The organism is Sporolactobacillus sp. CQH2019 (genome assembly GCF_028765345.1).
GTDB lineage: Bacteria > Bacillota > Bacilli > Bacillales > Sporolactobacillaceae > Sporolactobacillus.
Genome location: NZ_JARAJZ010000003.1, coordinates 169492 through 196430, shown reverse-complemented (window position 1 = coordinate 196430; position 26939 = coordinate 169492). Strand labels below are relative to the sequence as shown.

Annotated in this window: 23 protein-coding genes; 11 read left to right on the top strand and 12 right to left on the bottom strand. The window is 50.9% G+C overall.

The genetic code is table 11. The features are described 5' to 3' along the window. The first annotated feature begins 216 nt into the window (after window positions 1-216). Window positions 217-456, top strand: coding sequence for a hypothetical protein (locus tag OYT88_RS05645; RefSeq protein WP_274398491.1), 240 nt, complete (start codon window positions 217-219; stop codon window positions 454-456). 831 nt (window positions 457-1287) lie between these two features. On the opposite strand, the gene OYT88_RS05640 is transcribed toward OYT88_RS05645, so the two are convergent. The 3 genes from OYT88_RS05640 to OYT88_RS05630 form a co-directional block, all read right to left on the bottom strand. Further along, window positions 1288-2595, bottom strand: coding sequence for an Nramp family divalent metal transporter (locus OYT88_RS05640; RefSeq protein WP_274398752.1), 1308 nt, complete (start codon window positions 2593-2595; stop codon window positions 1288-1290). A 418-nt stretch (window positions 2596-3013) separates the two neighbouring features. Next, entirely contained in the window at window positions 3014-4054 is a 1041-nt protein-coding gene (locus OYT88_RS05635; protein WP_274398490.1) for a YkvI family membrane protein, read from the bottom strand. A gap of 203 nt (window positions 4055-4257) precedes the next feature. Continuing rightward, a complete protein-coding gene (locus OYT88_RS05630; protein ID WP_274398488.1) occupies window positions 4258-4356 on the bottom strand; it encodes a YjcZ family sporulation protein in 99 nt (32 codons plus the stop codon). A 392-nt stretch (window positions 4357-4748) separates the two neighbouring features. On the opposite strand from OYT88_RS05630, the gene OYT88_RS05625 reads away from it, so the two are divergent. Then, window positions 4749-5981 carry an aminopeptidase gene (locus OYT88_RS05625; RefSeq protein WP_274398486.1) on the top strand — a complete coding sequence of 411 codons (1233 nt, stop codon included), beginning with the start codon at window positions 4749-4751 and terminating at the stop codon, window positions 5979-5981. A gap of 201 nt (window positions 5982-6182) precedes the next feature. Here the strand turns inward: OYT88_RS05625 and OYT88_RS05620 are convergent, their stop codons facing one another. Then, window positions 6183-8330 carry a methyl-accepting chemotaxis protein gene (locus tag OYT88_RS05620; protein ID WP_274398485.1) on the bottom strand — a complete coding sequence of 716 codons (2148 nt, stop codon included), beginning with the start codon at window positions 8328-8330 and terminating at the stop codon, window positions 6183-6185. A gap of 100 nt (window positions 8331-8430) precedes the next feature. After that, window positions 8431-9717: a methyl-accepting chemotaxis protein gene (locus OYT88_RS05615; protein WP_274398483.1), complete on the bottom strand. Its 1287-nt coding sequence runs from the start codon at window positions 9715-9717 to the stop codon at window positions 8431-8433. Window positions 9718-10064: 347 nt separating this feature from the next. On the opposite strand from OYT88_RS05615, the gene OYT88_RS05610 reads away from it, so the two are divergent. Beyond that, entirely contained in the window at window positions 10065-10460 is a 396-nt protein-coding gene (locus tag OYT88_RS05610; protein ID WP_274398481.1) for an OsmC family protein, read from the top strand. A gap of 822 nt (window positions 10461-11282) precedes the next feature. Here the strand turns inward: OYT88_RS05610 and OYT88_RS05605 are convergent. Beyond that, entirely contained in the window at window positions 11283-11780 is a 498-nt protein-coding gene (locus tag OYT88_RS05605; RefSeq protein ID WP_274398480.1) for a hypothetical protein, read from the bottom strand. A gap of 199 nt (window positions 11781-11979) precedes the next feature. On the opposite strand from OYT88_RS05605, the gene OYT88_RS05600 reads away from it, so the two are divergent. Beyond that, entirely contained in the window at window positions 11980-12147 is a 168-nt protein-coding gene (locus tag OYT88_RS05600) for a hypothetical protein (RefSeq protein WP_274398478.1), read from the top strand. A 20-nt stretch (window positions 12148-12167) separates the two neighbouring features. Here the strand turns inward: OYT88_RS05600 and dsdA are convergent, their stop codons facing one another. Further along, complete coding sequence (gene dsdA / locus OYT88_RS05595; protein ID WP_274398477.1) at window positions 12168-13511, bottom strand: D-serine ammonia-lyase; 1344 nt, start codon at window positions 13509-13511, stop codon at window positions 12168-12170. Window positions 13512-14211: 700 nt separating this feature from the next. Here dsdA and OYT88_RS05590 point away from each other — a divergent pair. The 6 genes from OYT88_RS05590 to OYT88_RS05565 all read left to right on the top strand — a co-directional run bounded on the left by OYT88_RS05590 (window position 14212) and on the right by OYT88_RS05565 (window position 21312). After that, window positions 14212-14937 (top strand): FadR/GntR family transcriptional regulator, encoded by a 726-nt coding sequence (locus OYT88_RS05590; RefSeq protein WP_274398476.1) that lies wholly within the window; start codon window positions 14212-14214, stop codon window positions 14935-14937. Beyond that, a complete protein-coding gene (locus OYT88_RS05585; RefSeq protein ID WP_274398474.1) occupies window positions 14924-16129 on the top strand; it encodes a CaiB/BaiF CoA transferase family protein in 1206 nt (401 codons plus the stop codon). Before OYT88_RS05590 ends, OYT88_RS05585 begins: the two co-directional genes overlap by 14 nt. Continuing rightward, window positions 16129-17073: a hydroxymethylglutaryl-CoA lyase gene (locus OYT88_RS05580; protein ID WP_274398473.1), complete on the top strand. Its 945-nt coding sequence runs from the start codon at window positions 16129-16131 to the stop codon at window positions 17071-17073. The genes OYT88_RS05585 and OYT88_RS05580 overlap by 1 nt, the downstream gene beginning before the upstream one ends. Window positions 17074-17137: 64 nt before the next feature. After that, window positions 17138-18499 carry an MFS transporter gene (locus OYT88_RS05575; RefSeq protein ID WP_274398470.1) on the top strand — a complete coding sequence of 454 codons (1362 nt, stop codon included), beginning with the start codon at window positions 17138-17140 and terminating at the stop codon, window positions 18497-18499. Window positions 18500-19056: 557 nt separating this feature from the next. Further along, the gene (locus tag OYT88_RS05570) at window positions 19057-19800 is read left to right on the top strand and encodes a zinc ribbon domain-containing protein (RefSeq protein ID WP_274398469.1); all 744 of its coding nucleotides are present in this window, start codon (window positions 19057-19059) and stop codon (window positions 19798-19800) included. 39 nt (window positions 19801-19839) lie between these two features. Continuing rightward, window positions 19840-21312 carry a zinc ribbon domain-containing protein gene (locus OYT88_RS05565; RefSeq protein ID WP_274398467.1) on the top strand — a complete coding sequence of 491 codons (1473 nt, stop codon included), beginning with the start codon at window positions 19840-19842 and terminating at the stop codon, window positions 21310-21312. A 533-nt stretch (window positions 21313-21845) separates the two neighbouring features. On the opposite strand, the gene OYT88_RS05560 is transcribed toward OYT88_RS05565, so the two are convergent. Further along, window positions 21846-22238, bottom strand: coding sequence for a hypothetical protein (locus OYT88_RS05560; protein ID WP_274398465.1), 393 nt, complete (start codon window positions 22236-22238; stop codon window positions 21846-21848). A gap of 995 nt (window positions 22239-23233) precedes the next feature. On the opposite strand from OYT88_RS05560, the gene OYT88_RS05555 reads away from it, so the two are divergent. After that, window positions 23234-24658 (top strand): C69 family dipeptidase, encoded by a 1425-nt coding sequence (locus OYT88_RS05555; RefSeq protein ID WP_274398464.1) that lies wholly within the window; start codon window positions 23234-23236, stop codon window positions 24656-24658. 311 nt (window positions 24659-24969) lie between these two features. Here OYT88_RS05555 and OYT88_RS05550 read toward each other — a convergent pair whose 3' ends face one another. From OYT88_RS05550 to OYT88_RS05535, 4 genes are all read right to left on the bottom strand, one after another. Further along, a complete protein-coding gene (locus OYT88_RS05550) occupies window positions 24970-25125 on the bottom strand; it encodes a hypothetical protein (RefSeq protein WP_274398463.1) in 156 nt (51 codons plus the stop codon). Window positions 25126-25271: 146 nt separating this feature from the next. Further along, window positions 25272-25403 (bottom strand): hypothetical protein, encoded by a 132-nt coding sequence (locus OYT88_RS05545; protein ID WP_274398462.1) that lies wholly within the window; start codon window positions 25401-25403, stop codon window positions 25272-25274. A gap of 373 nt (window positions 25404-25776) precedes the next feature. Beyond that, a complete protein-coding gene (locus tag OYT88_RS05540; protein WP_274398461.1) occupies window positions 25777-26457 on the bottom strand; it encodes a transposase in 681 nt (226 codons plus the stop codon). Between the two features lie 192 nt (window positions 26458-26649). Then, window positions 26650-26865: a hypothetical protein gene (locus tag OYT88_RS05535; protein ID WP_274398459.1), complete on the bottom strand. Its 216-nt coding sequence runs from the start codon at window positions 26863-26865 to the stop codon at window positions 26650-26652. Window positions 26866-26939 lie beyond the last annotated feature (74 nt).

The following is a 26939-nucleotide window of genomic DNA, read 5'->3' as shown; positions in this document are numbered from 1 at the left end:
ACGGCTGTTTCCCCATTTGCGCCCGGTTTTATACGGGCCGGAAGGACAAAAGACGGGTCGAATTTATTTCATATATTGTCCAAAAAAAGATGATATTTTTTTCATGCCAACCCGTCATGGAACCGGACTTTGCTCTTTGCAATTTAGAAATAATTTTTTATTTTAGAACCATTTTTCGAAAGGGAACCTTATATAATAAGCGCAGGAGGTGTTTCTTTGGATAAAATGAAGTATTTTAATCTGAATGAAGTTCTGGAAAATGACCTGTTTACGGAATGGGAACTTGCAGGCTGCCGACGCTTCGCAATGGATGCATTGGAACCGGCTGGCGCGCTTGACGATGACGGCATTTATCAGATGGTTTACAAAATTAAAGATGAAGCAACTAGGCGTCTTTTACTTTCTGCATGGCCAAGATGCGAATGGATGAGAAAATCCGAATTTGCCGGCGAGTAAAACAGTAGGCTTTAATATAGGTTTCAGTCACTTCGATGATTCGGACATACCGCTGGGTCAGTGCGCCGCTCCTCGCCTGGTAGATAATTTCAACAATATCGCCTGTCTTCACGTTAATCCCTCCCTCTTCTTATTATATACGAATATTTGTTCTTATTGAACTGGAAAATAAAACATACGTTCGCTGAAATAGTCAAATCAGCCCGCTAACACATAAAGGATCCGGCATGCACGGAACAAATGCCCCCGATTCATCGGCAAAGATGTTTCACAAGAATGCTTCGGAATATTTCATGATGATAATGACGGAATGATCACCCGCAGTTTTGGCCGGCACTGCGGTCTTTACCTACAAATGGCCGGGAAGCCCTGACTATCAGGGCCTCCCGGCCGCAGAAAATAACAAAAACTCATGCCCCCCTTGCGAACATGAGTTTCAGATATTTCAATCGGCGCCGCTCACGGCATCCGATTAATTATACCGCTTCTCTTGTTGTAGCTTTGTGTGATATCGATCCCACCAAACAGCACCCGCCGCAGTAATCAGGATACACGCTGTACCAAACACACCTACGATCATTTTGATCACACTCCTCGTGTATTGATAGCGTTTTCACACCTATATTATACTTCTCGGAGCCCGTATGACACAAGTCGGAAATTTATCATTCCGGCTTCTTTTTGAAAAGAGTATTTGCCCATGCCGGGCGAAAAAAAAACGCCGTACGGCGCTATCTGCATTTTGATTTCTATTAAGTAACGACAAAGAAGCGCGAATCCGCCCCGAAAGCCGGAACAGTCGAATCGAAGCCGATGCAACGAATTAGGCGATCATTGGCCGGTAAATGTCTGATAGAGCAAAAAGATATTCAGCGCAATGACGACGGCGGCCACCATCCAGGCGAGCACGGTCGTGATCTTTCGGTTAACCAGATTCCCCATGAGCTGCTTATTGTTTGTAAAAATGACAAGCGGAATAATTGCCAGCGCGATTCCGAACGACAGGACAACCTGGCTAATAACCAGCGCGCTCGTCGCATTTGCCCCGGAAATAATCACGGCCAGCGGCGGAATCATCGAACAAACCCGGCGCAGAAAAACCGGAATGCGTTTGTGAATAAAGCCCTGCATCATAATGTCGCCGGCCAGCGTGCCGACCGAAGAGCTCGACAGCCCGGCGGCAAGGAGGCCGACACCGAACAGGATCGCCGCGCCCGGTGCAATAAGAGCGCTGAATTGCTGATAGGCCACACTCAGGTCGGAAATGACGATGTGTCCGTAAAACGTTGATGCGGCAACGGCAAGCATAATCGCATTAATCACACCGGCTATCACCATGGCAATCAGGATATCAACCAGTTCAAAGTGAAAAATTCTTTTCCTTTCTTCCGGCGTCCGGCCAATGACTCTTTTCGATGTCAAGCCCGAGTGCATATAGATGGCGTGGGGCATCACGGTTGCCCCCAAGATGCCGGCAGCAAGCAAAATACTGTTCGTTCCCTGAAAACGCGGCACAAATCCGGCCATCAGCGGAGCCAGTGCAGGCGCTGAGAACACGATTTCACAGCTGAAAGCAATGACAATGATGAAAACCATGGATGCGATAGCCATTTCAAGAGAGCGGTAACCCCTGACCTGAAAAGCAAGGATTAAAATGGTACAGAAGCCGGTCAGGATCGCCGCCGGCAGGATCGGGATACCGAAAACAAGATTGAATCCGACGGCGGCGCCGATAAACTCGGCCAAATCAGTTGCCATAACCATAATTTCGCCCTGGATCCAGTAAAAGATCGATACGCCTCTCGGCCAGCGGTCACGCAGAATTTCAGGCAGATTATATCCGGTGGCAATTCCGATCTTGGCCGACAGCGTCTGAATCAGAATGGCCATCAAATTAGAAAGGATCACGACCCACAGAAGCAGGTATCCATACTGCGAACCGCTCTGAATATTGGTCGCATAGTTGCCCGGATCGATATAGGCAACGGCGGCGATGAACGCCGGGCCAATAAACGGCAGCAGTTTTTTCCATCCTTTCGCATCCCCGATGACTTTCTGCAGCGATTGCGACCGGTCGTTTCCGCCATTCGGCGGTGCGCCGTTCAGAATCTTACTTCCTTCTGCCAGCGGGACGGGCATTCGCCCATCACTTCGTTCCGGCATTCAATCATCTCCTATTCGCTTGGTGAATATTTGTTTCCCTAATGCAACACATCCGCTAAAAATAACATACGCTATTTATGTATAAATTGCAACTGAAAAACTGTAAAATTAATTTCACTTTTACATTAAAACGCTTTCATATTTTTTGCGATCCGCGGTAAAGTTTCCGAACAATAATAAAGAACCGATGCGAAAAGGAACGCCGATTTTTCTCGGGATACCGGCTAATTTTATAACCCGGAACGGCGGACGCGGACCGAAACGGAAGGCATTTATGACGCAAGCCGCCCGTTTGCAGCACGCCGGCATGAATCAGCCCTAAGACAAGATGCACCGGCCAAGATCGATATCTTTTCCCTGCCTGTCCAACAAAAGCGCCGACCGGAAACCGTGTTCAACGTCCCCCGCCCCCTTTCTTCGGGAGCCGGATCCAAAGCATATAAAGAATAATAGCAACACAGAGTATGCCGAAGAACGGGTAGAGCGTCCGAATCAGGGATCCGTACCCTGCCTGGCTGATCAGGAACGCACCGGCAAACAGAATCAGCATAGCCGTGCGGATATTGGAAATTAAAGGGAATGTGCTGCGCAGCTGACGCGCCAGACCAAAAATGTTTCCAATAAATGTGGTCAGAATTTCACCAAAGACGACTGCAGCAAATCCGGCATGAATGAGAGGACCGAAATGCCTGACGATTTCAGCCATCGGCATCTCGAATCCGTGGGACTCAGGGGAACCGAGCAGAAGAAAATGGATCAGGATCAGGATCAGACCGAGGCCCGCCCCGCCAAGTATGCCGCCGAACCAGAGTACCGACTCATCTTCAGTTTCCTTGGCGAGCGGAACAAGAACGACGAGTGCAGTCAATATATTGAAGGAAGCATAGCTGACGGCGGCGGGGACCCATCTGATATTTCCAGGCAGCCAGACCGCATTCGGGACCATACCGCGTCCGAGAAAAACAGCCAGCACAAAAGCCGCCAGCATCGGTACGACGAGTGTATTGATCAGCAGGAGGCCGCGGATTCCTTTTGATAAGAAAAGAAAACCGACTGCCAATGCCAGTACAATGCCAATCTGCCTGTGCCAGCCAAGCTGCTCCTGAAAGACGGCACCGGCACCGGCAAGCATGACACCGGTGATTCCGAGAATCACAAAGAAGATAAGCGCCTGTATAGCCGTTCCCAGCCGATCGCCGAAGATATGTATGACCAATTCGTTAAAAGAATAGGCACCGATCCGCCGGGCATAGATCATCATCTTAGTGCCTGCCAGCGTGATCACGATTCCGCTTAAAGCTGCACCCAGCGTCCCATTGTCCTGATATTGGGTAAAAAACTGCACGATTTCCTTGCCGGATGCAAAACCCGCACCGACAATCGTCCCAATAAACGCAGAAGCCACCTGGAGAACACGGATTATCTTTTTTATCATTCAGCACACTCCCTGACTCCGTATTTCGTCGGCTTTATCGTCCGCGTTTATGCACGCCGCCCGCTCCGAAGCCCCTTTTCCACTCTATGCGGCACTTGTTCGGGTCATGCCGGGCCTGTCCCCCAACCGGCCCGGCCGGGAAACAGCCAAAAAAAAAACAGACCGGCGCAATACTTATTGTATCGCGCCGGATCTTTTAACGATTAATATACCCAGACTGCGCCAATGATGATTAAGAGAATGAAAAGCACAACAATCAGCGCAAATCCTGAACCGTATCCATATCCAACTGAGGCACCCATGCGCTTCATCACCTCCATGTCAATTTCCCTATCATCCTATGCAAACGCCTGGATTCGGACCGCCCGAATTTTAAATTTGCTTCATTTTTTCCCGATCGTTTTTAGCAGGGAATGGGCGGCAAGTCCCCTATGTGCAGGCTGTTTTCCGAAGGATGGCCGCCTTCATTGAAGAGGGAACGGGTCGTTTCCCCGAGTTGGCTATGATAAAATGAAATTTGGCAGCTTGTGTTAAAAAGAGCGGAAATATTTTTTTAGAACAGAACAGGAGACCGGAATTCTTCAGAAGGCATGCTTCCTGACGGTTTCAGGCAGCGTACGGTCTCTGCATAAAAAGATTTTTTCGCGGCTTTTTGCACACATTTTGGAATACTGATTTTCCGGGAGGGTTTTACATGGATCATTTCGAGAAACTGCTTGACAATTACGCCGCTATCGCCGTCACGATCGGGCTGAATGTTCAGAGGGGACAGGACGTCATGATTTTTGCTCCCGTCGAAGCTCCCGATTTCACACGGAAAGCGGTGCGAAAGGCCTATGAGGCCGGTGCAGAAAATGTCTACGTCGAGTGGTCGGACGAGGCAGTGACGCGAACAATGTTTGACCTGGCACCGGATCAGGCGTTTGAAAAATATCCCGAATGGCGCGCCGATACGTACCGTGAACTGGCAGACAGCAATGCCGCTTTCCTTTATATCTATTCACCTAACCCGGAATTGTTGAAGGGCATTGATCCGGAGCGCGTGGCCCTGAGCCGGAAGACAGCCTCCGCCGCAAACAAAAAATTTACCGACGCCAAGATCAGTGCGACGGTCAGCTGGACAATCGTCTCCGTTCCGACCGAGGCCTGGTCCGCAAAAATCTTCCCCGATCTCGGCAGGAAGGAACGGATTGAAGCACTTTGGAAACAGATTTTTACAATCACCCGCACGGACAGGGACAACCCGGAACAGGCCTGGAAAGAGCACATCCAGGCACTGGCGGACAAACTGGACTATTTTAATGAAAAGCGGTTCCGAAAGCTGTATTATAAGGCGCCGGGGACGGATCTGACCATTGAACTTCCTTCCGGGCACCTGTGGGCGGGCGGCGGCATGACAAACGGCAGGGGGACGCCCTTCCAGCCGAACATTCCGACCGAAGAAATATTTACCATGCCGCTGAAAACGGGGGTCAACGGTACGGTGGCGAGCACGAAACCGCTGAACAATGACGGCAATCTGATCGATCATTTTTCTCTTAAATTCCGGAACGGACGAATCGTTGATTCCGCTGCCGAAAGGGGTGGCGAAGCACTCAGAAAAATTATCGAAACCGACGAGGGTTCTCATTATCTCGGCGAGGTTTCACTTGTCCCTCATCACTCGCCGATTTCGGAAACCAACCTGATTTTCTACAATACGCTTTTCGATGAAAATGCATCCTGCCACCTGGCGATCGGGGCATCATTCCCCTTCAACTATCGGGGCGGCCGGCAGATGAGCAAAGAAGCGCTTGCCGAAGCAGGTGCCAACGCCAGCCTGGCCCATGTCGATTTCATGATCGGCTCCGATCAGCTGGATATCGACGGCGAAACAGCGGACGGGCGGCGCATTCCTATTTTCAGGAAGGGAAACTGGACCATCTAGAACAGGATGAATCTCAAAACAACCAATAACGAAAGAGGACGTCCGGAAACCGAAACATCGATTTCAAGACGCCCTCTTTAATTTCATGATACGGATCATCCATCGATTTGAGCACTCAGTCTATTCCTGATTCGTTAAGAACGGTTCTTGTTTAATGAATGCCTGTTTTCCAGGCAAAACACGGCCGTCTTCCCTATCCCTTCAGATCCTAAACTGTCCGATCGCTTTCCGCATCAGTCCGGCCTGCTGATCCAGATCGCCCGCCAGTTTATTGAGCTCTTCCATGGCAGCATTCTCCTCTTCAACAGAAGCGCTGACTTCTTCCGTACCGGCCGCCGTTTCTTCACTGGTCGAGGCAATCATCTGCGATCCTTCGCTGATCTGTTCAATATTGGCCTCCGTCTTGCGGATGGCGCCCGCAATGGCCTGAATACCTTTAACGTTCGTTTCAATCGTCCGATCGATTTCCCTGAACGCCCGGTTCGTCTCCTCGACCGCCGCACTCTGCATCTGTACCATCCTGCCCGTCTCCTCGCACAGTTCAACGGCATGATTTGTCTGCTCATTCATTTCTTTGACCATTTCCGTCACGTGTTTCAGCGACTGATTGGTTTGCCGGGCGAGTTGGCGGATTTCGCCGGCGACAACGGCAAAGCCTTTTCCATGTTCGCCTGCGTGCGCGGCCTCGATACTGGCGTTCAGCGACAGCAGATTAGTCCTTCTGGCGATGCCGCCGAGCACATCGACAATTTCGTTAATGCCGGCGATCTGCTTCTCAAGCTGCGATACAGCCTGAATGATCTGCCCGGTTGTATCGGACGATGCCTTGGACTGAACCGACAGATGTTTCAGCTTCTCTTCGCCTTCCTTTGATGACGCGGCCATCTGATTCGCTCCGAGAAGAACTTCTTTGCTTCTTGTATCCATTTTTCTGACCGCATCAACGAGCGACTGCAGAGAGGACAGATTCCCTTCAATGGATTTCGACTGATCGGAGGCGCCCCTTGCTATTTCATTGACGGTTGCACTGATTTCATTCGTCGCTGCCGTATTCTCTTCCACACTCGCGACCAGCGTCTGCGAAGCACCCGTGATTCGGCGCGACACCTCATTCATCTTTTCGAAGGCTTCTCTGTTCACCCTGGCCATTTGATTTATGCTTCCTGTCAGTTCAGCCAGTTCATCACTTCCCCTTACAGGAATGGATACAGTAAGATCTCCGTTTTCAATCCGTTTGGCAGTTTCCTCGATTTTTCTGATGCGGGCGATCATTTTTTTCAACAGATAGTCCGTAAGCCAAATGGCAACGATCAAAATAATCAGCACAATCAGTGCCGACGGCAGAGCGATCAGATTGGCCTTATTTGAAATTTCGCTCTTATCGATAACACCAAGGAGCGTCCAACCGGTCGTTTGATTTTTTTCAAAACAGATCAGTTTTTGCCTGCCGTCGATTGTCGCGTAAAACATGCCGCTCCGGCCCATCGTATTCATTTTCTGATAAAACGACTGTTTCCGGACGTTCGCACCGATCTCATTATTCTTCGGGGCCGATATATATGTACCGGACTTGTCAAGTAAAGCCGCATAACCTGAATTCCCGAATTTCGTCCCGCGGATCTGATTGACGATCGTCTGCAGGAAAAAATCAAGTTTGACGACGCCCTTCACCTTTCCGTGATCCATGACTGCCTCGGCGACACTGACGATACTCTGCTGCGTGACATTGTCGGCATAGGGGTTGGTCCAGACGAACCGGCCCTTTCCCTGCGCCCCGAGCCTGTACCAGGAATCTTTGGTCGGGTCATAATTTTTATCGTAAAAATAAAGCGGAGCACGGATCACCGTTTTGTCGGCCGAAGCAAATGTAAGCGCTTGATAAAGTTTGTTGGAGGAAATGACATTCTGAAAATCCTGATTAATCGCATCGGCATTGGCTTTGGGATCGGCCAGTCTGTCGCTCAGCGCAGCCTGGCCGGTCACCGCCTGGGCATCATTGAATATTGTCGAAAAATTCGCATTGACTGTTTTCAGCTGGGTCATCGTCGATTGCGCCAGGTCATTCGTCGTCGTTGTCAGCCCATAAAAATAACTGAACACTGCTCCGGAAAGGCCGAAAATCACAATGACCGTGACAAAAGGAAAAAGCAGCTGTTTTCTCAGGCTGAAATTGAGAAACTGCCCGGAAGGCACATGCTTTCCGAAAAACGAATGCCCGGAATTCTTCCCGCCTTTTGATAAAAAGCCTGCGGCTCCCCCGCTTGGCCTTTTCCCATTTTCGGATCGGGTTTCCCCGCCTCCCGCACTTTCCGGCTGCTTCTTTTTAAAGGGTTCTCTGTCTTTCTTCATGCTTTTTCCCCCACTCTTCTCCGCTTCTTCTATGTATTTTCTTAAATATCGGAAAATAAAGTAACTGTCTCAGCCGCATAGACAGGCTGAGACTGATTGATCATGAAAGCTTATATTTCTTCAAATCCTTGCGAAGAGCCGCAGCATCGTTCTCAAGATTCGCCGCCAGCCGGGACAGCTGTTCCAGGCCCGCCGTCTGCTCCTCTATCGAAGCCGTCACTTCTTCGGTACCGGCAGCCGTTTGCTCGCTGATCTCGGTCATTCCGTCGATATTTTTCTTCACGACCTTATTTTCTTTCAGCATATCGCCGACCGATGCAACGATGCTGGCAATCCGCTCATTGTTGCTGTTCACTGCCTGCGTAATGTTTTTTGCCGCTTTTTCAAAATTGCTGACAACGACATACTGCTCCTCCAGTACCCTGCTCGTATTTCCGGCAAAAGTTACTGTATTCTCCGTATCTTTCTGAATGCCTGCAAGCAGATCGGAAATCTCCTGCAGCGCGCTATCGGTCTGATCGGACAGCTTCCGGACCTCGTCGGCGACAACGGCGAATCCTTTTCCCTGCTCACCTGCGCGGGCCGCTTCAATAGCCGCATTAAGCGCAAGCAGATTGGTCTGAGAGGCTATTTCGGAAATCGTTTCCAGTATTTTGCCGACATTTTTTGTACGGCCGTCAAGTGAAGAAATCGCATCAATAATATCGGCAGTCGCAGCCGTCGTCCGTTCCGAATGGCTCCGCAATTTGGCGACGGACTGTACGTTGCTTTCCGATATCCCAATCAACTCTTCCGCGCCCTTTTTCATCAGCTCGGTTTGTCCGGCGATATCTTCCATTTTCTGATCAATCACATCGGCAGCCTCTTTATTTTTATTCATCAATTCAGCCTGATTGGAGGCTCCGGCCGCAATTTCCGACATCGTCGAACCCACTTCATTGGAAGAAGCCGTATTCTCTTCAACGCTGGCAACTAAAGTCTGCGATGCATCGCCCACTTTTTCTGAAACATGCGTGATGTTCTCAATCATCTGGCGGTTCACATCGATCATATGATTGATGCCGGCCGCAAGAGCGCTGAACTCATCGCTTCCCTGATCATCAACCCGTACGCTCAGATCGCCGTTTTTCACTTCTTCCAGAGCCTGTCTCAGATGGTCAATTCTTTTTGAATAGAAAGCCGCAATGAAGTATGAAGAAAAAAATCCCAGCACCAGCACAATCAGCAGCAGTACGACCACCGGAAGCACGCCGAAGGAGCGTCCCAGGATATAAGTAAAGATAACCGTCAAAATAATCAGCATTGAAAACGGCAGCGCAAACCTCGCCTGCAGGCCCAGATCCATTCTTCCCTGGCGGGATCCCGCCTTTTTGTCTTTTACAGCCATGACTCATCCGTCCTTTCCGAACTCGGCCGGAACCGTGATTCATCTGTCTATACTTTCACGATTCCGGTTTTACCCATTTACTTTATCGGCGATCCAGCTGAAAAAGTTAACGGTATGCCTCGATTAAACATGGATGGGCCTGGCCTCGGGCGCTGTCCGGCGAAACCCCGGATCCCGGCATATCTCCGGCCACAATTGTCGGACGGTATATACGGTATATAGTTAATAGAACGAACAGCGGTCGTACTGTTCTATTTGGCAAACAGGCCGCCGCTTTTTTATTTGGAGCACGCCCTTTGACAAAATGGCGGCGGCTTGATATTTTCAAATTGAAGGGGGAATCACTCATGACACTGCTGGCCAATCGCCAAGGTTTCCGACTGACGGATCCTCACGGAACAATGGATATTAATAAAGAAGGCGATTTCACACCGGGCGATCTGCTGGAAACGGCGATCGGCGCGTGCAGCGGCCTTGTATTCAAGAGACTGCTGGCAAACCGCGGCATCGATTACGGCGAACTGAGGATCGAGACCGAACGCGAGACCGCTAAGGAAAAGCCGGAGCCGATCACAAAAGTCGGTGTTCATTTCACCATTAAGGGAAACGGCCTCGATGAAAAGCTGCTTCGCAGACTGTTCACCCATGTTTATCCGAACTGCACCATCGCCCAGTCAGTCAAAGGAGCGATCGAAGTCGCAGAAACACTCACTATTGAGCAGACAGCGGATGCCGCGGAATAAACGGCCTTGTCTCAGGCAGCCCATCTGACGGGTCCGGCTTCGTATCCAAGACAAGCGGTTCGATAAAATGTACGATTCAGAGAAACTGCAGAATAAAAGAGAAAACGGAATAAAAAGGGAGTGGAAACGTTCCCTTTTTTATTTTGGGCACTGAGGGCAGAGCGTCCTTCAGAGAAAAACGCCTGCCTGTTTTCTGCATATTCGCACTTATTGATTCTTTGCAGGTTACTGCCGATTCCGCCGCCGTTATTGTAGATTTCAATGAATTGACTGGTGATTTCGAAAAATTTATTCCTATTTTGAGATCAATTGCTGCCGTTAAAAGCAGGCATTTTATTAAATCCTGATCGGCCTCCCGAAAAAAGCAACCAGCATTCAGCTTTTTTCCTGTTCATCCATTCTTTTATCACTCTTCCGTGACACGTTTCTGCTCTAAAACTTACATCGGCTCTAACTTGCAAAAAGGCATCTGCCCCGGCCTGACGCTGAGACAGATACCTTTTTATTGTATCGTGATTTTCTCGTTGACACCTGACTATGGCTCGGGCAATGCGGGCATCCGTAAAAACACGGCGCCGTCAAAGAGGCCGGCCGGATTTTAAACAAGGCGCTGGCGAAAAATCAAAATGATTACCGTTTAACTGTTTGCTTCTATTGCAGCATATACAATCTGCCTTTGAATTATTTTTTAAAACAGCGGTCATTTAAGAGCCTTAAGCATTTGAGATTCAAAATAAAAAGCGGGAGAAAATTCAGACGAAAAAACAGAGGGTTCGGGGAAAACCCAAGGATGGAGAATACAGGATTGATGAAGACAGAGATTTATACTTTTGCCTTTCGCTTGATCTTCTGGACTTCCGAGCGTGTCGTCCACGTATCCTCGCGAAGCAGATCGATCTGGTCGGTCAGACGGTCGCGCAGATCATCGATTCTCTGGTTCGTTTTCTTTTGTTCAAGCTTTACCTGTCCAAGTTCCTTGTGTATGGAATCGATGTCGCCGTGCATCGAATCTATTTCCTCACGCATCGTATCCATATCGCTGCGCATTGAGTCAATGTCACCGCGCATCGAGTCAATGTCGCCGCGCATCGAGTCAATGTCACTGCGCATCGTATCCATATCGCTGCGCATCGAGTCAATGTCACCGCGCATCGTATCCATATCGCTGCGCATCGAGTCAATGTCGCCGCGCATCGAGTCAATGTCGCCGCGCATCGAGTCAATGTCGCCGCGTATGGAGTCAACATCCTCGCTCATTTCCTTGACATGTCCATCCAGTTCCTTAATCGCCTGCATCAGCATTTGCGATTCACTGCTCATTTTCCATCATCTCCTTTATACAGGCAATTATATCAGCCGCACGCAGATTCCGGCAAGCAAATTTTAAGGACAGGCTGCCGCCGGCGATGATGATATAATCAGGCAACGCCTGACGGCTTTCTGTCCATGGAATCATGCATAAAATCGCTTCTTCGATGAAAGAATAACGTATCCGACAGCTTTAAAAAGGAGAGGTCTCATGGTTAATAAAGAGCAGGAATTCAAGCGCCAGTTCAAATCCCGGGAAAACAGCGGCGAACACCGGAACGGCCGGCTTGCCCAGGAAAAAAATCATCATTCGGACGGCAGCGGCGTGCCCAATGAATACGTCAGCAAAAAAGAAGAGGACACTGACATTCCGGATTAAGCAGTGATTATTCGAAACGGTCAGATCCGGGAGGCCCTTTCATAATCGGCAGCCCGGATTTTTTGCGGGACCATGCCCCCTCCTGTTGCCCATAAGAGAAAAGTTGCGTCGGCGGTCTTTTCAGTCAGATGGTGGATGTGCAGATAATGTTTCCCGAATTCCGTACCGAGAAGCATCTGCGGCCCGGCGATTCCGGCAGCGGCCGACGGTTCGATCCAATGCCTTTCCGTATCGGCGAGCCCCTTCTGCAGCTGAAAAAGGCGGCGGTCGCAGACGGTCAGGCAGCCCGATATCAGGTGCCCCGCCGCTTTTCCGGCAAACGCGGACGTTTTCGGCACGGCGAGCCCGTCCGCAGCCGTACGGTTATCCAGTCCGAAATCTATCACCGAAACCCGGTCGTACAGTCCGGTCAGCAGCCCAAGCAGAAAGCTTGGCGAGTGCGTCGGCTCGACAAAAAAGGCGTGAACGTTTTCTCCGAATGCTTGCTTCAGGCCGAATGTCACTCCGCCCGGGGCACCGCCGACTCCGCACGGAAGGAAAACAAACAGCGGATGCCCGCCGTCAACAGCAATTCCGGCCTTCTGAAACTGTTTCTTCAGCCGATCGCCGGCCGTCGCGTAGCCGACAAACAGATCTTTTGAATGCTCATCATCGATAAAATGACAGCGGCGGTTGCTTGCCGCCTGTCTGCGCCCCGCTTCGACGGCTGTGCTGTAATCGGCTTCATACTCTCTGACCTCCGCTCCCTTTTCACGCAGCAGATCCTTTTTCCACTGCCGGGCATCGCGCGACATATGCACGGTCGTATGAAAGCCGAGTTTCGCCGCCATGATGCCGATGCTCAGGCCAAGATTGCCTGTCGAACCGACAGCAATCGCATAGTCTGAAAAAAATGCCTTGAAAGAATCATCTGCAAGAACCGCGTAATCATCCGACTCTTTCAACAAACCGCAGCCGATCGCCAACCGTTCGGCCGTTTTCAGCACCTCATAAATCCCGCCGCGCGCCTTGATCGATCCGGAAATCGGCAGCTCGCTGTCCGCCTTCATCATCAGCCGTCCGGGAATCGGTACAGACGACGAAGCCTGCAAAAATTCCTTCATCCGCGGAACTGAATAAAGCGGCGATTCAATCAGGCCGTTCGCACTCGCCGTCTCGGGAAAAGCCTTTCTAATATATGGGGCAAAACGGACCCATCGCCGCTCGGCGTCGGCCACGTCCGCCGCTGTAACGGCTATTGAAGCGGGCGTCCTCCCATATCCCGGATTCAGCCACAGCAGCTCATCCATCGCCGCAATCTTCCGGATGAGCGGAAAGCGGCTCGCCCATTTATCCATCGTCTTGCCGTTCATGATCCGGCCCATTGAATCACTCCTTAATCGGTATCCGGCTTTATAGCACCGTCAGATAGATCCATCGTCATCGCAGCCGCTCACTCAAAGCAGGCCCATCCCCGTTTTCCGTTCAGACCTTATTGTGTATGAAGTACAGCGGGGCGTCCCACCAGACTCGGCCCATCTCCCGGACCGGAGCACAGCGCCATCCCCATTTCGAAGATGGGCGCTCAACATCCGCGGCTGCCCGCCTCCAGGCAAAAAAACAGCCGAACGGCACTTGACGGCCGCAGCATGGCAAGAAGCGCTTGCGCGAATTCGGCCATGATCGCTCCGGATCGGAGGCTCTCTGCTCTGAAAATCCCTGAGAATCAGATGAAGCATCCGGCAAAATTTTTTCTGCGGCTGCCCGTCTTGCTATTCCGGGCGGGTTTATTTCGCATCTTTTACTATAGCATCGATCGTGCATTTTTTCCCGTGTCCGGCCGGATTCCTTTTCATTAAGAATAAAGCGGCCGTCCCATCCCTCGAGAAATATCGCATGCATAAATGAGCTCTATTTCAACAACTCCGATCGTTTTTTCGCCCGGCCGCATCAATTTTCCTCCATCATTTTCCCCTGCTCATTCTTCATCTTGTCACAAATCATTCATAAAGCGATGTTCTGCCTCATACATTGACGTTGAATTGGGCCACCCAGCAGCCCAATGGCACAGGAAGGAGCGTCGACATGCCGTTTTTCTCTGAAGTTGAATGTCAGCGGGTCTACGAAAACATCATCTTCCAGATTAAGGAGCTGATCGATGAGAAAAAACTGAAACCCGGCGACCGGCTGCCGAGTGAAAGAAAAATGGCCGCGTATCTGGGATGCAGCCGGACATCCGTACGCGAAGCCTTCCGCGTACTGGAAGCGGACGGTTTAGTGATTTCACGGCAGGGCGGCGGACGGTTCATTCAGAACAGCGATCAGGAGCTTGTCATGTCCTATCATTTGAATTCAGCCGGTATTGTTGAAAAAAATGCGGTTTTGCAATTCATTGAGGCAAGAGAAGCGCTGGAGCCGAAAGTTGCCGAACTCGCCTGCGCGCGGGCAACGGAACAGGAACTTGCCGTTATAAAACAGGATCTGGAAAATCCGGCCGCCGATTTTGAATCGGCCGATAAACAAAAAAAAGCGTTCCTGAACTTCCATCTGTCTCTCGCGCGGGCCTCGCACAATTTTATTCTCGTCTCGATGATGGAAGCAAACGCGAATCTGATCTGCCGGATCCGGAAATGGACGCTTTTTTCAGAAAAAAGACAGACCGAAGATTTACGAGAACATGAAGCGATTCTGAACGCTCTCATGAAACGGAATAAGGCCTTGTCCGTCGAAGCGGTTAAAAATCATTTGAGCGCCCTGCGCCGCTCTATTCTCGTGTATGAAGGAGGGATGAAGAAAAATGAAGCCAAATAACGGCCCTTTGACCGGCATCCGTGTGCTTGATGTCTCAACAATGATTGCCGCTCCGTTCGGCGCGTCGCTTCTCGGAGATCTCGGCGCCGAAATTATTAAAGTCGAACTGCCGGGCCGGGGCGATACACTGAGGAATGTCGGCCCGTGGAACGGTAAGGAAACACTGCGCTGGCCGGGTATGTCGCGCAACAAAAAATCGATCACGCTCGATATTCGCACTGAGGAAGGCAAGCAGCTGTTCAAACAACTGACAGAAACGGCGGATGTGCTGATCGAGAATTTCCGGCCCGGGACGCTCGAAAAATGGTCGCTCGGCTACGATGAACTGAAAAAAAGCAATGCAAAGCTGATCATGGTCCGCGTGTCGGGCTATGGGCAGACCGGGCCTTACAGGAATAAAGCCGGATTCGGAACGCCGGCGACGGCCTTCAGCGGCTATACCTATCTGCAGGGCTACAAAGACCGGCCGCCGGTCACGCCGTCCCTTTCACTGCTTGATTATCTGGCTGGTATCTTTGCGGCCTTTGCGGCAGTCAGCGCCCTTTTTTATCAGGAAAAAAATCACGATCCGGAAGGCCAGGTTGCCGAGTTCGGCCTTTATGAGCCGATGATCCGGATGATGGAATTTCTGATCGCCGAGTATGACCAGACCGGCTCGGTCCGGGAACGAAGCCCGGGGCTCGAAGGCCATTCGAGTCCGGCCGGGACCTTTGAAACGAAGGACGGCAGATACGTCGTGCTCGTCACCAGCACCGATTCGACATTTGCCCGTTTGGCCGCAGTCATGGGACGCGAAGACATGCTGGCCGATCCGCGTTACTGCACGAACTCGGTCCGGCTCGTCCATGATCCCGATGTAGAAAAAATCGTATCGGAATGGATCCGGCAGTACGATCAGAAAACACTCGTCGATCTGCTTGACAGCCACGGCGTACCGGTCAGCCCGATTTACAGCATTGCGGACATTTTCCGCGATCCCCAGTACCAGGCCCGGGAAAACATCGTTGAAGTGGAACATCCGCGGCTGGGCAAAATCAAAGTGCCCGGAGTGGTTCCCAAATTTTCCAAAACTCCGGGCGTCGTCCGGCACCGGGCACCGGAACTCGGCGAACACAACGAAGAGATTTTTGCAGGTGAACTGGGCCTGTCACGGGAAACATTGAAAGCGTTTCACCAAAAAGGAGTGATCTGATGAACCGGATGCGATTGCCGAAGAAGGTCCGACTTTGCGAGGTGTCGACACGCGACGGATTTCAGGCGGAGGATAAATGGATCGCAACGGATGATAAAGTCCGCCTGATTCATCTGCTGCAGGAAGCGGGCATTTCGGCGATGGAGGTGACTTCCTTCGTCCACCCGCTTGCCATTCCGCAGCTGAAAGACGCGGAAGAAGTTGTCGAGCGCGTCCGGGATCTGCCGGGGATCGCACTGCGTGCGCTTGTCCCGAATGTCAGAGGGGCAGCGCGCGCCGTAAGCGTCGGCATTAGAGAAGTAAAATGCATCCTGTCGGCATCGGACGCGCACAGTCTTGCCAACACCAACTGCACGGTCGACGAGGCGCTAGCAAAGATCCGCGCGATCGCCGAATTTGCCATTAAAAACGGGATCAAAGCGAGCGGATCGCTATCCGTAGCCTTCGGGTGCCCTTACGAAGGCCACGTCCCGCTGGCGCAGGTTGAGCGGCTGATCCGCGCTTATCTGGAATTGGGCATCCTGGAAATCACGCTGGCCGATACGACGGGCATGGCGAATCCGCAGCAGGTTTTTGCCTATTTCGGCGAATTGAAAAGCCTTTTCCCCGCCGCCGTCTTCTCGGCCCACTTTCACAATACACGCGGTCTGGCGCAGGCCAATGTCCTCGCCGCGCTTCAGCAGGGCATCACCGAGTTCGACAGCTCCGTGGCCGGGCTCGGCGGCTGTCCGTACGCGCCCGGAGCAAGCGGCAATATCGCCACGGAAGATCTCGTCTATATGCTGTCCGAAACAGGAATTGAAACGGGAATCGACCTAGAAAAACTATTGAAGACGTCCGCGGAGATGAAAGAAGTTGTCGGACACGACGGCGGCAGCTTTCTGCTGCAGGCCGGCATTCCGAGAAAACATGATCGGCCGACGGGACAGATCAAAAGAAAATAATCCAGGATTGAGCGGTGCAAGCAATAAAGCGCCTACAATAATGCTCTTAAGGAGGAATTTTACTGTGGCAGTCACTAACAATCAGCCCACTGTTGCCGACCGGATGAATCGCTTACCCGCCTCCAATGTTTTTCTGAAAATGATTTCACGCATCGCAACAGGAGGCCTTTTTGAATTTTACGAACTGTTTCTCGCCGGGGCCATCGGCGTGACTCTGGTCAATCAGGGACTGATCTCAACGGCCGGCCTCGCCTATTTTATCGGTTCCGGTTTCTTCGGGATGTTCCTCGGAACCACGATTTTCGGCCATATCAGCGACCGGATCGGCAGGAAAAACGGATATGTCTACTCTTTGCTCATCTATTCGCTGTTTACCATACTGATGGCTTTTGCCCCCGACCAGCTCTGGATCGATCTTCTGCGCTTCGGTGCCGGATTGGGTGTCGGCGCCCAGCTGGTCATCATCGATACCTATATCAGCGAACTGACCCCTTCAAAACATCGCGGCTTTTATGTTGCTTTCGCCCATTTTATCACCTTTCTGGCCGTTCCGATCGTCACTTTGCTTTCCTATTTCCTCGTGCCGACGCATTTCCTGATCGACGGCTGGCGCTGGGTGGCGATCATCGGCGGAGTCGGCTCCGTTTTCATCTGGTGGATCCGCCTCGGCATTCCGGAATCGCCGCGCTGGCTGGAAAAACGCGGCAGAACGGAAGAGGCTGAAAGAGAAATCGCAAAAATTGAGCAGCAGATTGCCAAGGAAAAAGGAAGCCTTCCTCCTGTCATCATCGACAACGTGAAGGAAACGGAAAAGGGCAAGTTCTCCGAAATCTTCAAACCGCCCTACCGTTCACGCACCATCACCTTGATTATTTTCAATGTTTTTCAGACCGTCGGTTTTTACGGATTTGCATCCTGGGTGCCGACACTGCTTGTCAGCGAAGGCGTCACCCTCGTTCATTCCCTGCTCTACACATTTATCATCGCGCTCGCCAATCCGTTCGGTCCGCTGCTCGGCATGGCGACTTCCGACCGCTTCGAGCGGAAATGGCTGATTGTGCTTCTCTCGCTCGGCATCGCAGTCGCGGGAACAATCTTTTCATTCATGCGCATCCCGTTCTGGATCATCGTTATCGGCCTGATTATCACTCTGCTCAATAACTGGTTCAGCGCAATCTACCATTCCTATCAGGCCGAACTGTTTCCAACACGGCTCAGGGCAACCGGCGTCGGTTTCAGTTACAGCTGGGGCAGATTGAGTTCAGCCTTCTCAGGCCTTATTATCGCCCAGCTGCTCATTCACTTCGGCGTCATCGGCGTTTTCGCTTTTATTTCAGTTTCGATGCTGATCGTCGCCTTCGTCATCGGCGTCTTCGGCCCGCGCACGAACAAGCGGGACCTGGAAGTCATTTCGCCGATACAATAAAACCGATCTTTTCGAAAAAGGAGCAGGCGACGAAAACCTTCATTAATAATAAAAGGTTTCTTAACGGTATTCACTGAATGGGTCCCCGATCGGGCAAGACTGAAAAGTCCTCAAATTTTTTAAAATGTGGTTAAAGGGCACAGACAGGCAGAATCAAATCGGAAAATCGGCTGAGAGTCTGAAGGCTGCTAATGGCGTACCGTTCCGAAATCAGGAGTGAGCTTTTTCCGGGAAAAGTTCACTCCGATTTTTTTATTGGGCCTGCTCCTGGGACAGGCCGCAGAGTATCCGCCGGACTAGACGATCGGTTATCCGGAAGAATCGGCCGTTCAGTCTGTCAAAACACCGTTAAGCTGTCTGATTCCCAGCCGGCCACACACAGCTCAGCAACGGCAAAGCGCCGAAGTTCAGAGACGGATTTTATACGATCTGCGCGCTTCATCATTTTTCCAGAAAAAGAATAAAATTTTAATCTTGTTAATTTATAAGAGAGACGGATCTGTGATGGTATAATAGTTTTGATTCATTTACAGTATATGATGGGAGGATTGATTCATTTGATTTGCAAGTTTTGTGGGACTGAAAATGACGAGTCGGCAAAGTTCTGCACGCATTGCGGCAGGCCGCTTGACAATCAGGAAAGCGCGGCTCATGAGCAAACCGCTGCAACGGCTTCGAAGGGCGATATCACGATCAACACCGAACTTTTTTCAAATTACTGGTCCTATGTCAAAAATGGGTTAAAATCGCCCGGCCGGCTCTCGGAAAACTTCAGGGACGGATTAATCACGCTCGTGCTGCTGTCCGTATTTGTCCCGCTGTCTCTGGTCATTATCGGCAACCGGCTTTTCCAGACATTGAATTTCAGCTTTCTTTCCTCCGCTCCGACGCTCGGATTCAATTTTTTCATCAGGGGACTGCTGATCATGGCAGCTTATCTTGCTCTTTATGCACTTTTAATTTTCATATTCTTAAAGATCGCCAAATTTCCGGTGACGTATCGGTCGATCATTGCCCGTTTAGGCCATTTGTGCGTCCCGCTGCTGCTGGTCTCGGCAGCCATGATCATTCTTCCCTTTATCTTTGAATCCAGTTACATCTATCTTTTCTCTCTGCTTCTCATCGGCCTGCAGATCGCATTTTTTATGACTCTGTATTCTTTTTGCAAGCCGTCGGGCTTTGATACTTTTTATCTGATCACGGCATGCCAGGTTGTCTATAATATCATTCTCTTTGTCATACTGAAACAATATCTCATCGTCACCATTCAGCAGATTATGAATTCGATTAATCCATTTTAAACAGGCATTCGCCAAGCCGCACGGAAAGGAAGCTTATCTATGGCAAAATATTGCGCGCACTGCGGTTCACCGCTTAAAGAGGACGCTAAATTTTGTCCGGGCTGCGGGTTCCCCGTTAACCCGGCCCAATCGGCCGAACACGTTCAGCCGGCCCCGCCGCAAATCATGGAACAGGCGGCTGCCGAGGCAGAACCGCAGACCCGTTATACAGCCAAATCACTGACACTCAAAAAAAGAATCTATATTCCGATCATCGCCGTCATCGTGATCGTCGGCGCTCTGTTTTTCATTGGAAAAACGATGGCCGATCCGCAGCGGACCATCGACGCTTTTAAAAATGCGGTACAGAACCAGGATGTACATACGCTGGCAGGACTCGTTCATACAAACGGAAATATGCCGGCCGATCGTTCTCAAATCAAGGCGATGCTCGCTTTATTTCAGAAACAGCCCGGCATATATACTAATGTACTGCATTCATTCCAGCAATCGATTAAATCGGCCGACACTCAGAGCGGCAGCTCCTCTCCTTATTATCTTGAGAAGAGCGGGAAGAAATTTTTCATCTTCAATAACTATCAGATTAGGGCGAATCTGATTCATCCATTGGTAATCACGAATTTAAAAGGGATGCAGGTCGGCATTGAAGGTGTCGGCAAAGCGCAGACCGCCGCTCAGGCGTCGGCCAATTCGCCGGAAACGCTGACACTGGCTGGAGTGATTCCGGGTTACTATACCATTTATGGAAAATCTTCAAGCATGAACACGTCCGTACAGGAAGCGATTCATTCAGCGGGAGTCAAGGTGGATTTCTCCGGAATCTATATTCCCGTCCGCAGCAATATCAGTGATGCGGAACTTTACGTCAACGGAAAGGATACAGGAAAGACACTGGCACAGGTTACAGAGTGGGGCCCTTTCAAAGAAAATGACAGTCCTTCATTCTATGCCAAGTATACAGTGAACGGCCAGTCGATACAGACAGATTCCGTAAACATTTCAGACAGCAGCTACGACGGCAGTAGTCTGACGCTTGACCAGGCGGAAAACGACGGCATCGATCTGACTTTCGACGAAAGCGGCTCCGACAATTTTTACGTTCTGGACAGAAACGACAGCGGCACAAACCGGAACACGCTGAATTCTTATTTCAGCAACTTCTTCGATGCCCTGGGAACCGCCGTATCGAGCGGCGACACGAGTGAGTTTGCTTCTTATTTCGAAACAGACACCGATTTTTCCAACATGCAGATTGCCAACGCGAAAAAATTCAACAGCCAGGGCATTTCAGAATCGAACCAGTCCTTTGATATTACGAACATTCAGTACATCGGAAAGGACACATTCAGCATGGACGTGTCGGAAGCCTGGAATGAATCCTATACGGATCAAAACGATAACTTCGTCAACAAAGATTTTACGCTCAAGAGCAACTATCAGGTTAAAGAAACGGCTCCCGGCCAGCTGAAAATCGTCGGGCAAAAAATAACCGACAGACAGGAACTGAACTAAAGCCGGCAGAAATGTAAACGAGCCGATTCCGAAACACCTTAATTCAGCACAGCCTGCCCCGTCACTCATTCGAATGTGACGGGATTTTTTTACTGCAAAGCATTTTCGGCGGCCGAGCCTGAACGCTGCACCATGTCCGGCAGGAGACCTTCCCGGGCGTCACAACTCGCCTGCAGCAAAGCCGGATCTTCTTTAAAGAACGAAAAATGGCTGAATCCGCAAAAACAGGCGGGAAATGCCCATTTTAAAAATGCATTTCAAATCGATCTGATCCAGTTGACAGATGGAAGAAGCAAAATCGGTGGATGTGCCGAAAATCTTTTCATGCTAAAAGGATACAGATCCAATGACGGCCGGGCTGCTGTTTATGGCGTCATCCGGAAGCAGATCCGAAAAAAGCCATTCACCAAGGCAGCACAGGAGGGGAACAACAAGATACGGGCGTTCAAGCCTGCCTAATGAGATAAGAGCGGAATGCAAAAGCCCCCGGAATGGCAGTCCAATGACTGCTCCAGAGGCTTCTGCCTGTGCGCTCACACGATCGAATTGGAAAGGTTCAATGCGCTTTCTGCGGCAGCAGGCACCGCATTGGATGAGCCGGTTGTCCCGCTCGCCGGCTGGGACAGTGTTGAAGCCAGTAAGTCCCAGAGCAGATTATCGGAAGAACCGGAAGAAAGTGAATCGGAAGTCAATCCGCCCGTCAGGCCGGTGTCCGTGCCTGAACTGTCGGTACTATCGGCTGTACTTGAAAGGCTGTTCAACATGGATGAAGACGAATCATTCACTAATGCCGAAGCAAGCAATTTCGCAAAATCAGAAGAAGTGCCGGCTGTACTATTGGACTGCGAACTCAACGAAGTCGCGGACGGTGCCTGTGTTTGCGCCAAAAGAGCGAGCAGCGCATTATCAAGTGAAACATTGGACATGACGACGAACCTCCTTTCTTTTATCGTACGATTAAATTTTGTCATAACCTGTTTAAAAAAACAATTAAATAATGGATAAATTTTCATGCCTTTCCCGAGTTATCGTGATTCCTGTCGGATATTCCGCTTCAAAGATCGATCGGGAATCTGAAAAACACGGAACATCGGCGCACGCATGGACCTTTGCTTCAGCACGTCAATAGCCCCTGAAAAGCCCGCTGCATCATGTGCGATGCTCAGCCTTTGCTTTCATCGCGTCTGAAGTCCGCTTGAATCATTTTGCAGCGTTGAAACGCGCTGCACTGCGATCTTCCGGCCGGCTCATCGCATAGATGTTAAAACCGCTGCCATCGCCAGCCGCCACACCCATTTTTTTAGAGTGCCGTTTGTTTCTTTCATTAAAATAGCATCATGCCCTTTCTGATCCGTTTCCACTATTCCAGAGTAAAAAAAACGGCGCCGGCCGGCCTGAATGGCACCGGACGGGACTGTTCATACTGAAGATGCCGCACGCAGAACGGATCTCAAGCAGCGGACAAAGAATGCGGTATCCTTGTTCAGCCGTTTATAGATAATCTTTTAAATTTTTTCTCCGCAGTGTTAAAAAAGCCGCGCCTTAAACAGGAAATATTGAGGACAGTCATACCATTCACATGATTCTCTTATCTGGAAGCAAAGGGCGTTTTAAAATGTCCAACGGCCGTTCCGTACGCCGGGCAATACCTTCGTTAAAAGCTCTGCGCCAAACAGGAAGCTCCGTTCAGATCGTATCCATGAGGCTGCCGTCTGTGACTTTTTTCCGGTAGGCCAGCCGTTTCGGTCAGGCAGGCCATTCTGTGCTAAAATGATAAGCGACCGAGTTTCATTTGTCTTTTTTTATTAAAATGATCCGCTTATAACTGATAAGCATTGCTCAGCAATCCTTCATTTGTGAAGCTGGTTCATGATTTTCATGATGATTTTGCGAGATTCTAATGGATAAGAAGGGATTCGTTATGCAGCAGAAAACACATGGAGCGTGTACGACCGTATTGGTTGGAAAGAAGGCAACACTTGACGGCTCAACAATGATCGCCCGCAACGGGGACAGCTATGACGTGATTGTACCGAAGCGTCTCACCGTCCACCCGCATGAGATTCTGGATCAGGAGGAACACTACGACTCGCCCGGCAATCATTTTCAAATCACCTTGCCGAAGGAGCGATTCCGCTACACGACGATTCCGGACGGCGAAGACCGTTTCGAGACGTACCCGGATGCAGGCATCAATGAAAAGAACGTGGCAATGAGTGCAACAGAAAGCATCTACGGCAATCCGCGCGTACTGGGTTACGACCCGCTCGTCGAAAACGGGATTGCCGAAGACTGCATGGTCAGTGTCGTCCTGCCTTACATCACATCAGCCAGAGACGGCGTCGCAAGGCTCGGAAAGATCGTCGAAACCTACGGTGCCGCCGAATCAAACGGTATCCTGTTCGCGGATAAGGACGAAGTCTGGTACATGGAAATTGCGACCGGTCACCAGTGGGCCGCTCAGCGCATACCGGACGATGCGTACGCCGTGGTCGCCAACCAGATGGCGATTCAGGAAATCGATCCTGATGACAAAGACAACTTCATGACGGCCGCGACCCTCATCGATTTCATTGAAAAACATCATCTGAATACCGGCTTTGATACAATCCATTTCAGAAACATTTTCGGCACGCAAACCGTCTTCGACCATCACTACAACACTCCGCGCGTTTGGTACGGCCAAAAATATTTAAATCCCGGGATTGAGCAGGATCCGATATCCGACAACCTGCCGTTTCTCCGCAAAGCCAACCGGAAAATCGGGGTGGAAGATATCGCCTATATTCTGAGCTCCCACTATCAGGAAACCCCTTACGATCCGCTCGGGACCGGCAGCGAAGCGGACAAAACGGCATTCCGCCCTATCTCGCTCAACCGGACACAGGATTCGCATATCCTGCAGATCCGGCCGGATGTCCCGGATGATCTTGCCGGTATTCAATGGGTTCAGCTGGCGGGCACATTCAGCCCCTATGTACCTTTCTACACAAACATTACATCCGTTCCCGAAGCCTATGCGGCAGCACCCCGGAAGCTCTGCCTGACATCGGCCTACTGGCTTTACAAAACGATCCCTGTCATCGTGGAACCGCATTACAACGCCTTTCTGAAACAGGTAGAAGATTATAAAGACGACCTGCACAGCCGGTTCCTGGGCAATCTCGCCCAAACTGACGCAGAAGCCGCACAAGCGGATCAGGAGCGCATCCCCGGCATTCTGACCGAAGCCGGCAGCCGCAACGCAGAACTCGCTCTCAATAAAACACGCGAATTGCTGCAGAAATTAACGACAGACGCCATGTCGCTGTCGAAACTGACGTTCAATATGGATAAAAATTTGTAATCCGGCCATAGAGACGTCGCCCCTGATACTTCTATCCTAAGCACATCGGAAATATATAAAAAATGAGGCTGTCTCATAGGCTGATTACTCAACTGTGATAGACTCCCCCTAGATTGACAGATGAAATCATAAAATCTGCTCATCTAAAGGGGAGTTTTTATGTCTGATCGATTCATGCGAAGAAAAAAGGGATAGATCATCCGTTGATTTCCCGACTATGAGGCAGTTTCTCATTTCTTAAAACATGGATCGGCCGACTTCTCGAATCTGAATCTGATCGGCGGCCATCCCTTTAGAATAGCCTCTTTTTGTTAAAACAGCCTCATTTGTTCATTATTGTCCGCAGCGTGATCCATTGGAATATATCCCATCGCTTGATACCCCTTGAGACGTTTTTGAAACATCTTTCGGAGCATCGGGACTTTTCCGTCGACATAATCATAGACGCGTACTTCCTTTTTATTCAAATGTTCCCGTCAATCTACACACTCATGAAGAGTGCGACTCAGAGAAAACGATCTAACAAGGCGATATGAACGTATTTCAATCCACGCACTTATAAAGAGTGCGACAAAGAATTTTGCAAAGGCGGTAAAGATGGCAAAATTTCAATTCACGCACTCATGAAGAGTACGACAAGGAAGATTGTAATTGCCGCTGCACGTTCGTCATATTTCAAATCCAACGCACTCATGAAGGGTGCGACGACGATTCTGATTAAAGTACCCAGGATCATAAGTGACATTTCAATCCACTCACTCATGAAGAGTGCGACTGATATGAACGAAACTGTCAATAGCCCCCACTGACCTTTTGGGAATCGTCCTTTTTGGGTAACTTTAACCAGAGGGGTGTTTTTCGTCCCTTTTGCTTCCCAAATTCCTTTTTTCTGTCAGACAATGAGCAATGGCTTTCCCTCCTTTCCTGAGGATGGGGCGCACGGCTCGAAGGCAAAAATGTTCACGCCGATAGGCAGACTGATATCCGTGGATTTTCACATTTTATCTTTCCGTCCCGGGAGCTGGCACGAACTGTTGGCGTGCATTCACCGATGATGGCTAGCACAAGTAACTGGGCCGTGCGTTCTCCTTGACGGTTTTAATCTTTGCCTCCCAGCCCTATTCACCAGGCTGTGTGCTGAATCCGTTTTGACCGAGTGTCCCGTTCGAACCTTTCTTCGGCCGTTTATCCGGCGGCCCGGTCAGCCGGCTATATTTCCGGTGCAGCCGGGTCTGGGCTTCCCAGGAGAGGCTTAACTGCTCGGCCGGCTGGCCCTCCTGACGCTTTTTCAGAGCCCCTTTGACGACCGGCCGGCACCGGTAATGCCACGCGGCTTCGACGAGGAGACGGCGAACATGCCGATTGCCCGTTTTAGTGATCCGTCCCTGCTGCCGGCTGGCACCGCTGGAACGCTCGCCGGGAACCAGCCCCGTATAAGCCATATAGGCCCGGGCCGTCCGAAACCTCTGGAAAGAGCCGATCTCGGCAACCAGGCTGGCCGCTGTGATCACGGAAATGCCGCGAAACACCTGCAGGGCCTGAATCAGCGGCGCCCAGGCTCCGGCCTGCACCTGGTGTGCGATCTCTTTTTCCATGCGCTGCAGCCGGGCTCCGATCGCTTCCAGCGTCTGCCGGTATTCCTCAAAGGCCACCCGGGACGACAGGCGCTCGAAGGTCAGCCGGTCCAGCCACTGCTGATACCGGCCGCTCCATTTTCTCACCCCCTGCGGTTCTCTGATGCCGTGGCGCAGCAGAAATTTGGCCAGCCAGTGTCTCGCCCGCAGCTGCTCCTCTCTCATGTCCTCCCGGGCCCGGACCAGATCGCGCAGGGCCTCATCCTCCTCTGTGGGTTACATAGATCGGCGTCAGGGCCCTGGCGCGATAGAGGGCGGCCAACTGGAGCGCATCCCGGCGGTCGGTTTTGATCCGGTCCCCAGGTTTTCTGGGAATGAGGGAGGGGGCCACGACGTCACAGGCGATGCCCTGGGCACTCAGCCAGCGGTAAAGGCCATAGCCGGTGACCCCCGCTTCATAGCAGACCCGCAGCTGTTCCGGATCTCCCACCGATCCACGAGTTTGCCCAGCGACTTCTCCCGATAGGGGATCACTCCGAGATAACGGGGCTGGCTTCTTCCTTCCTCAGCGACGGCAACGGCGATTTTTTCCTTAGAAACATCCAATCCGACATAGTTTATGTTAGGATTCATTATGCTAGCTCCTTTCGTATGATGGCTCTGTTTGGAGAGTCGATTCTAGCTTTACCTGACTCCGATTAACCCAC

Coding starts and splice junctions, on each gene's coding strand:
- OYT88_RS05640 (WP_274398752.1), bottom strand. CDS start 2,595: ATGCCCGTCCCGCTGGCAGAAGGAAGTAAGATTCTGAACGGCGCACCG.
- OYT88_RS05635 (WP_274398490.1), bottom strand. CDS start 4,054: ATGATAAAAAAGATAATCCGTGTTCTCCAGGTGGCTTCTGCGTTTATT.
- OYT88_RS05630 (WP_274398488.1), bottom strand. CDS start 4,356: ATGGGTGCCTCAGTTGGATATGGATACGGTTCAGGATTTGCGCTGATT.
- OYT88_RS05625 (WP_274398486.1), top strand. CDS start 4,749: ATGGATCATTTCGAGAAACTGCTTGACAATTACGCCGCTATCGCCGTC.
- OYT88_RS05620 (WP_274398485.1), bottom strand. CDS start 8,330: ATGAAGAAAGACAGAGAACCCTTTAAAAAGAAGCAGCCGGAAAGTGCG.
- OYT88_RS05615 (WP_274398483.1), bottom strand. CDS start 9,717: ATGGCTGTAAAAGACAAAAAGGCGGGATCCCGCCAGGGAAGAATGGAT.
- OYT88_RS05610 (WP_274398481.1), top strand. CDS start 10,065: ATGACACTGCTGGCCAATCGCCAAGGTTTCCGACTGACGGATCCTCAC.
- OYT88_RS05605 (WP_274398480.1), bottom strand. CDS start 11,780: ATGAGCAGTGAATCGCAAATGCTGATGCAGGCGATTAAGGAACTGGAT.
- OYT88_RS05600 (WP_274398478.1), top strand. CDS start 11,980: ATGGTTAATAAAGAGCAGGAATTCAAGCGCCAGTTCAAATCCCGGGAA.
- dsdA (WP_274398477.1), bottom strand. CDS start 13,511: ATGGGCCGGATCATGAACGGCAAGACGATGGATAAATGGGCGAGCCGC.
- OYT88_RS05590 (WP_274398476.1), top strand. CDS start 14,212: ATGCCGTTTTTCTCTGAAGTTGAATGTCAGCGGGTCTACGAAAACATC.
- OYT88_RS05585 (WP_274398474.1), top strand. CDS start 14,924: ATGAAGCCAAATAACGGCCCTTTGACCGGCATCCGTGTGCTTGATGTC.
- OYT88_RS05580 (WP_274398473.1), top strand. CDS start 16,129: ATGAACCGGATGCGATTGCCGAAGAAGGTCCGACTTTGCGAGGTGTCG.
- OYT88_RS05565 (WP_274398467.1), top strand. CDS start 19,840: ATGGCAAAATATTGCGCGCACTGCGGTTCACCGCTTAAAGAGGACGCT.
- OYT88_RS05560 (WP_274398465.1), bottom strand. CDS start 22,238: ATGTCCAATGTTTCACTTGATAATGCGCTGCTCGCTCTTTTGGCGCAA.
- OYT88_RS05555 (WP_274398464.1), top strand. CDS start 23,234: ATGCAGCAGAAAACACATGGAGCGTGTACGACCGTATTGGTTGGAAAG.
- OYT88_RS05545 (WP_274398462.1), bottom strand. CDS start 25,403: ATGTCACTTATGATCCTGGGTACTTTAATCAGAATCGTCGTCGCACCC.
- OYT88_RS05540 (WP_274398461.1), bottom strand. CDS start 26,457: ATGAGAGAGGAGCAGCTGCGGGCGAGACACTGGCTGGCCAAATTTCTG.
- OYT88_RS05535 (WP_274398459.1), bottom strand. CDS start 26,865: ATGAATCCTAACATAAACTATGTCGGATTGGATGTTTCTAAGGAAAAA.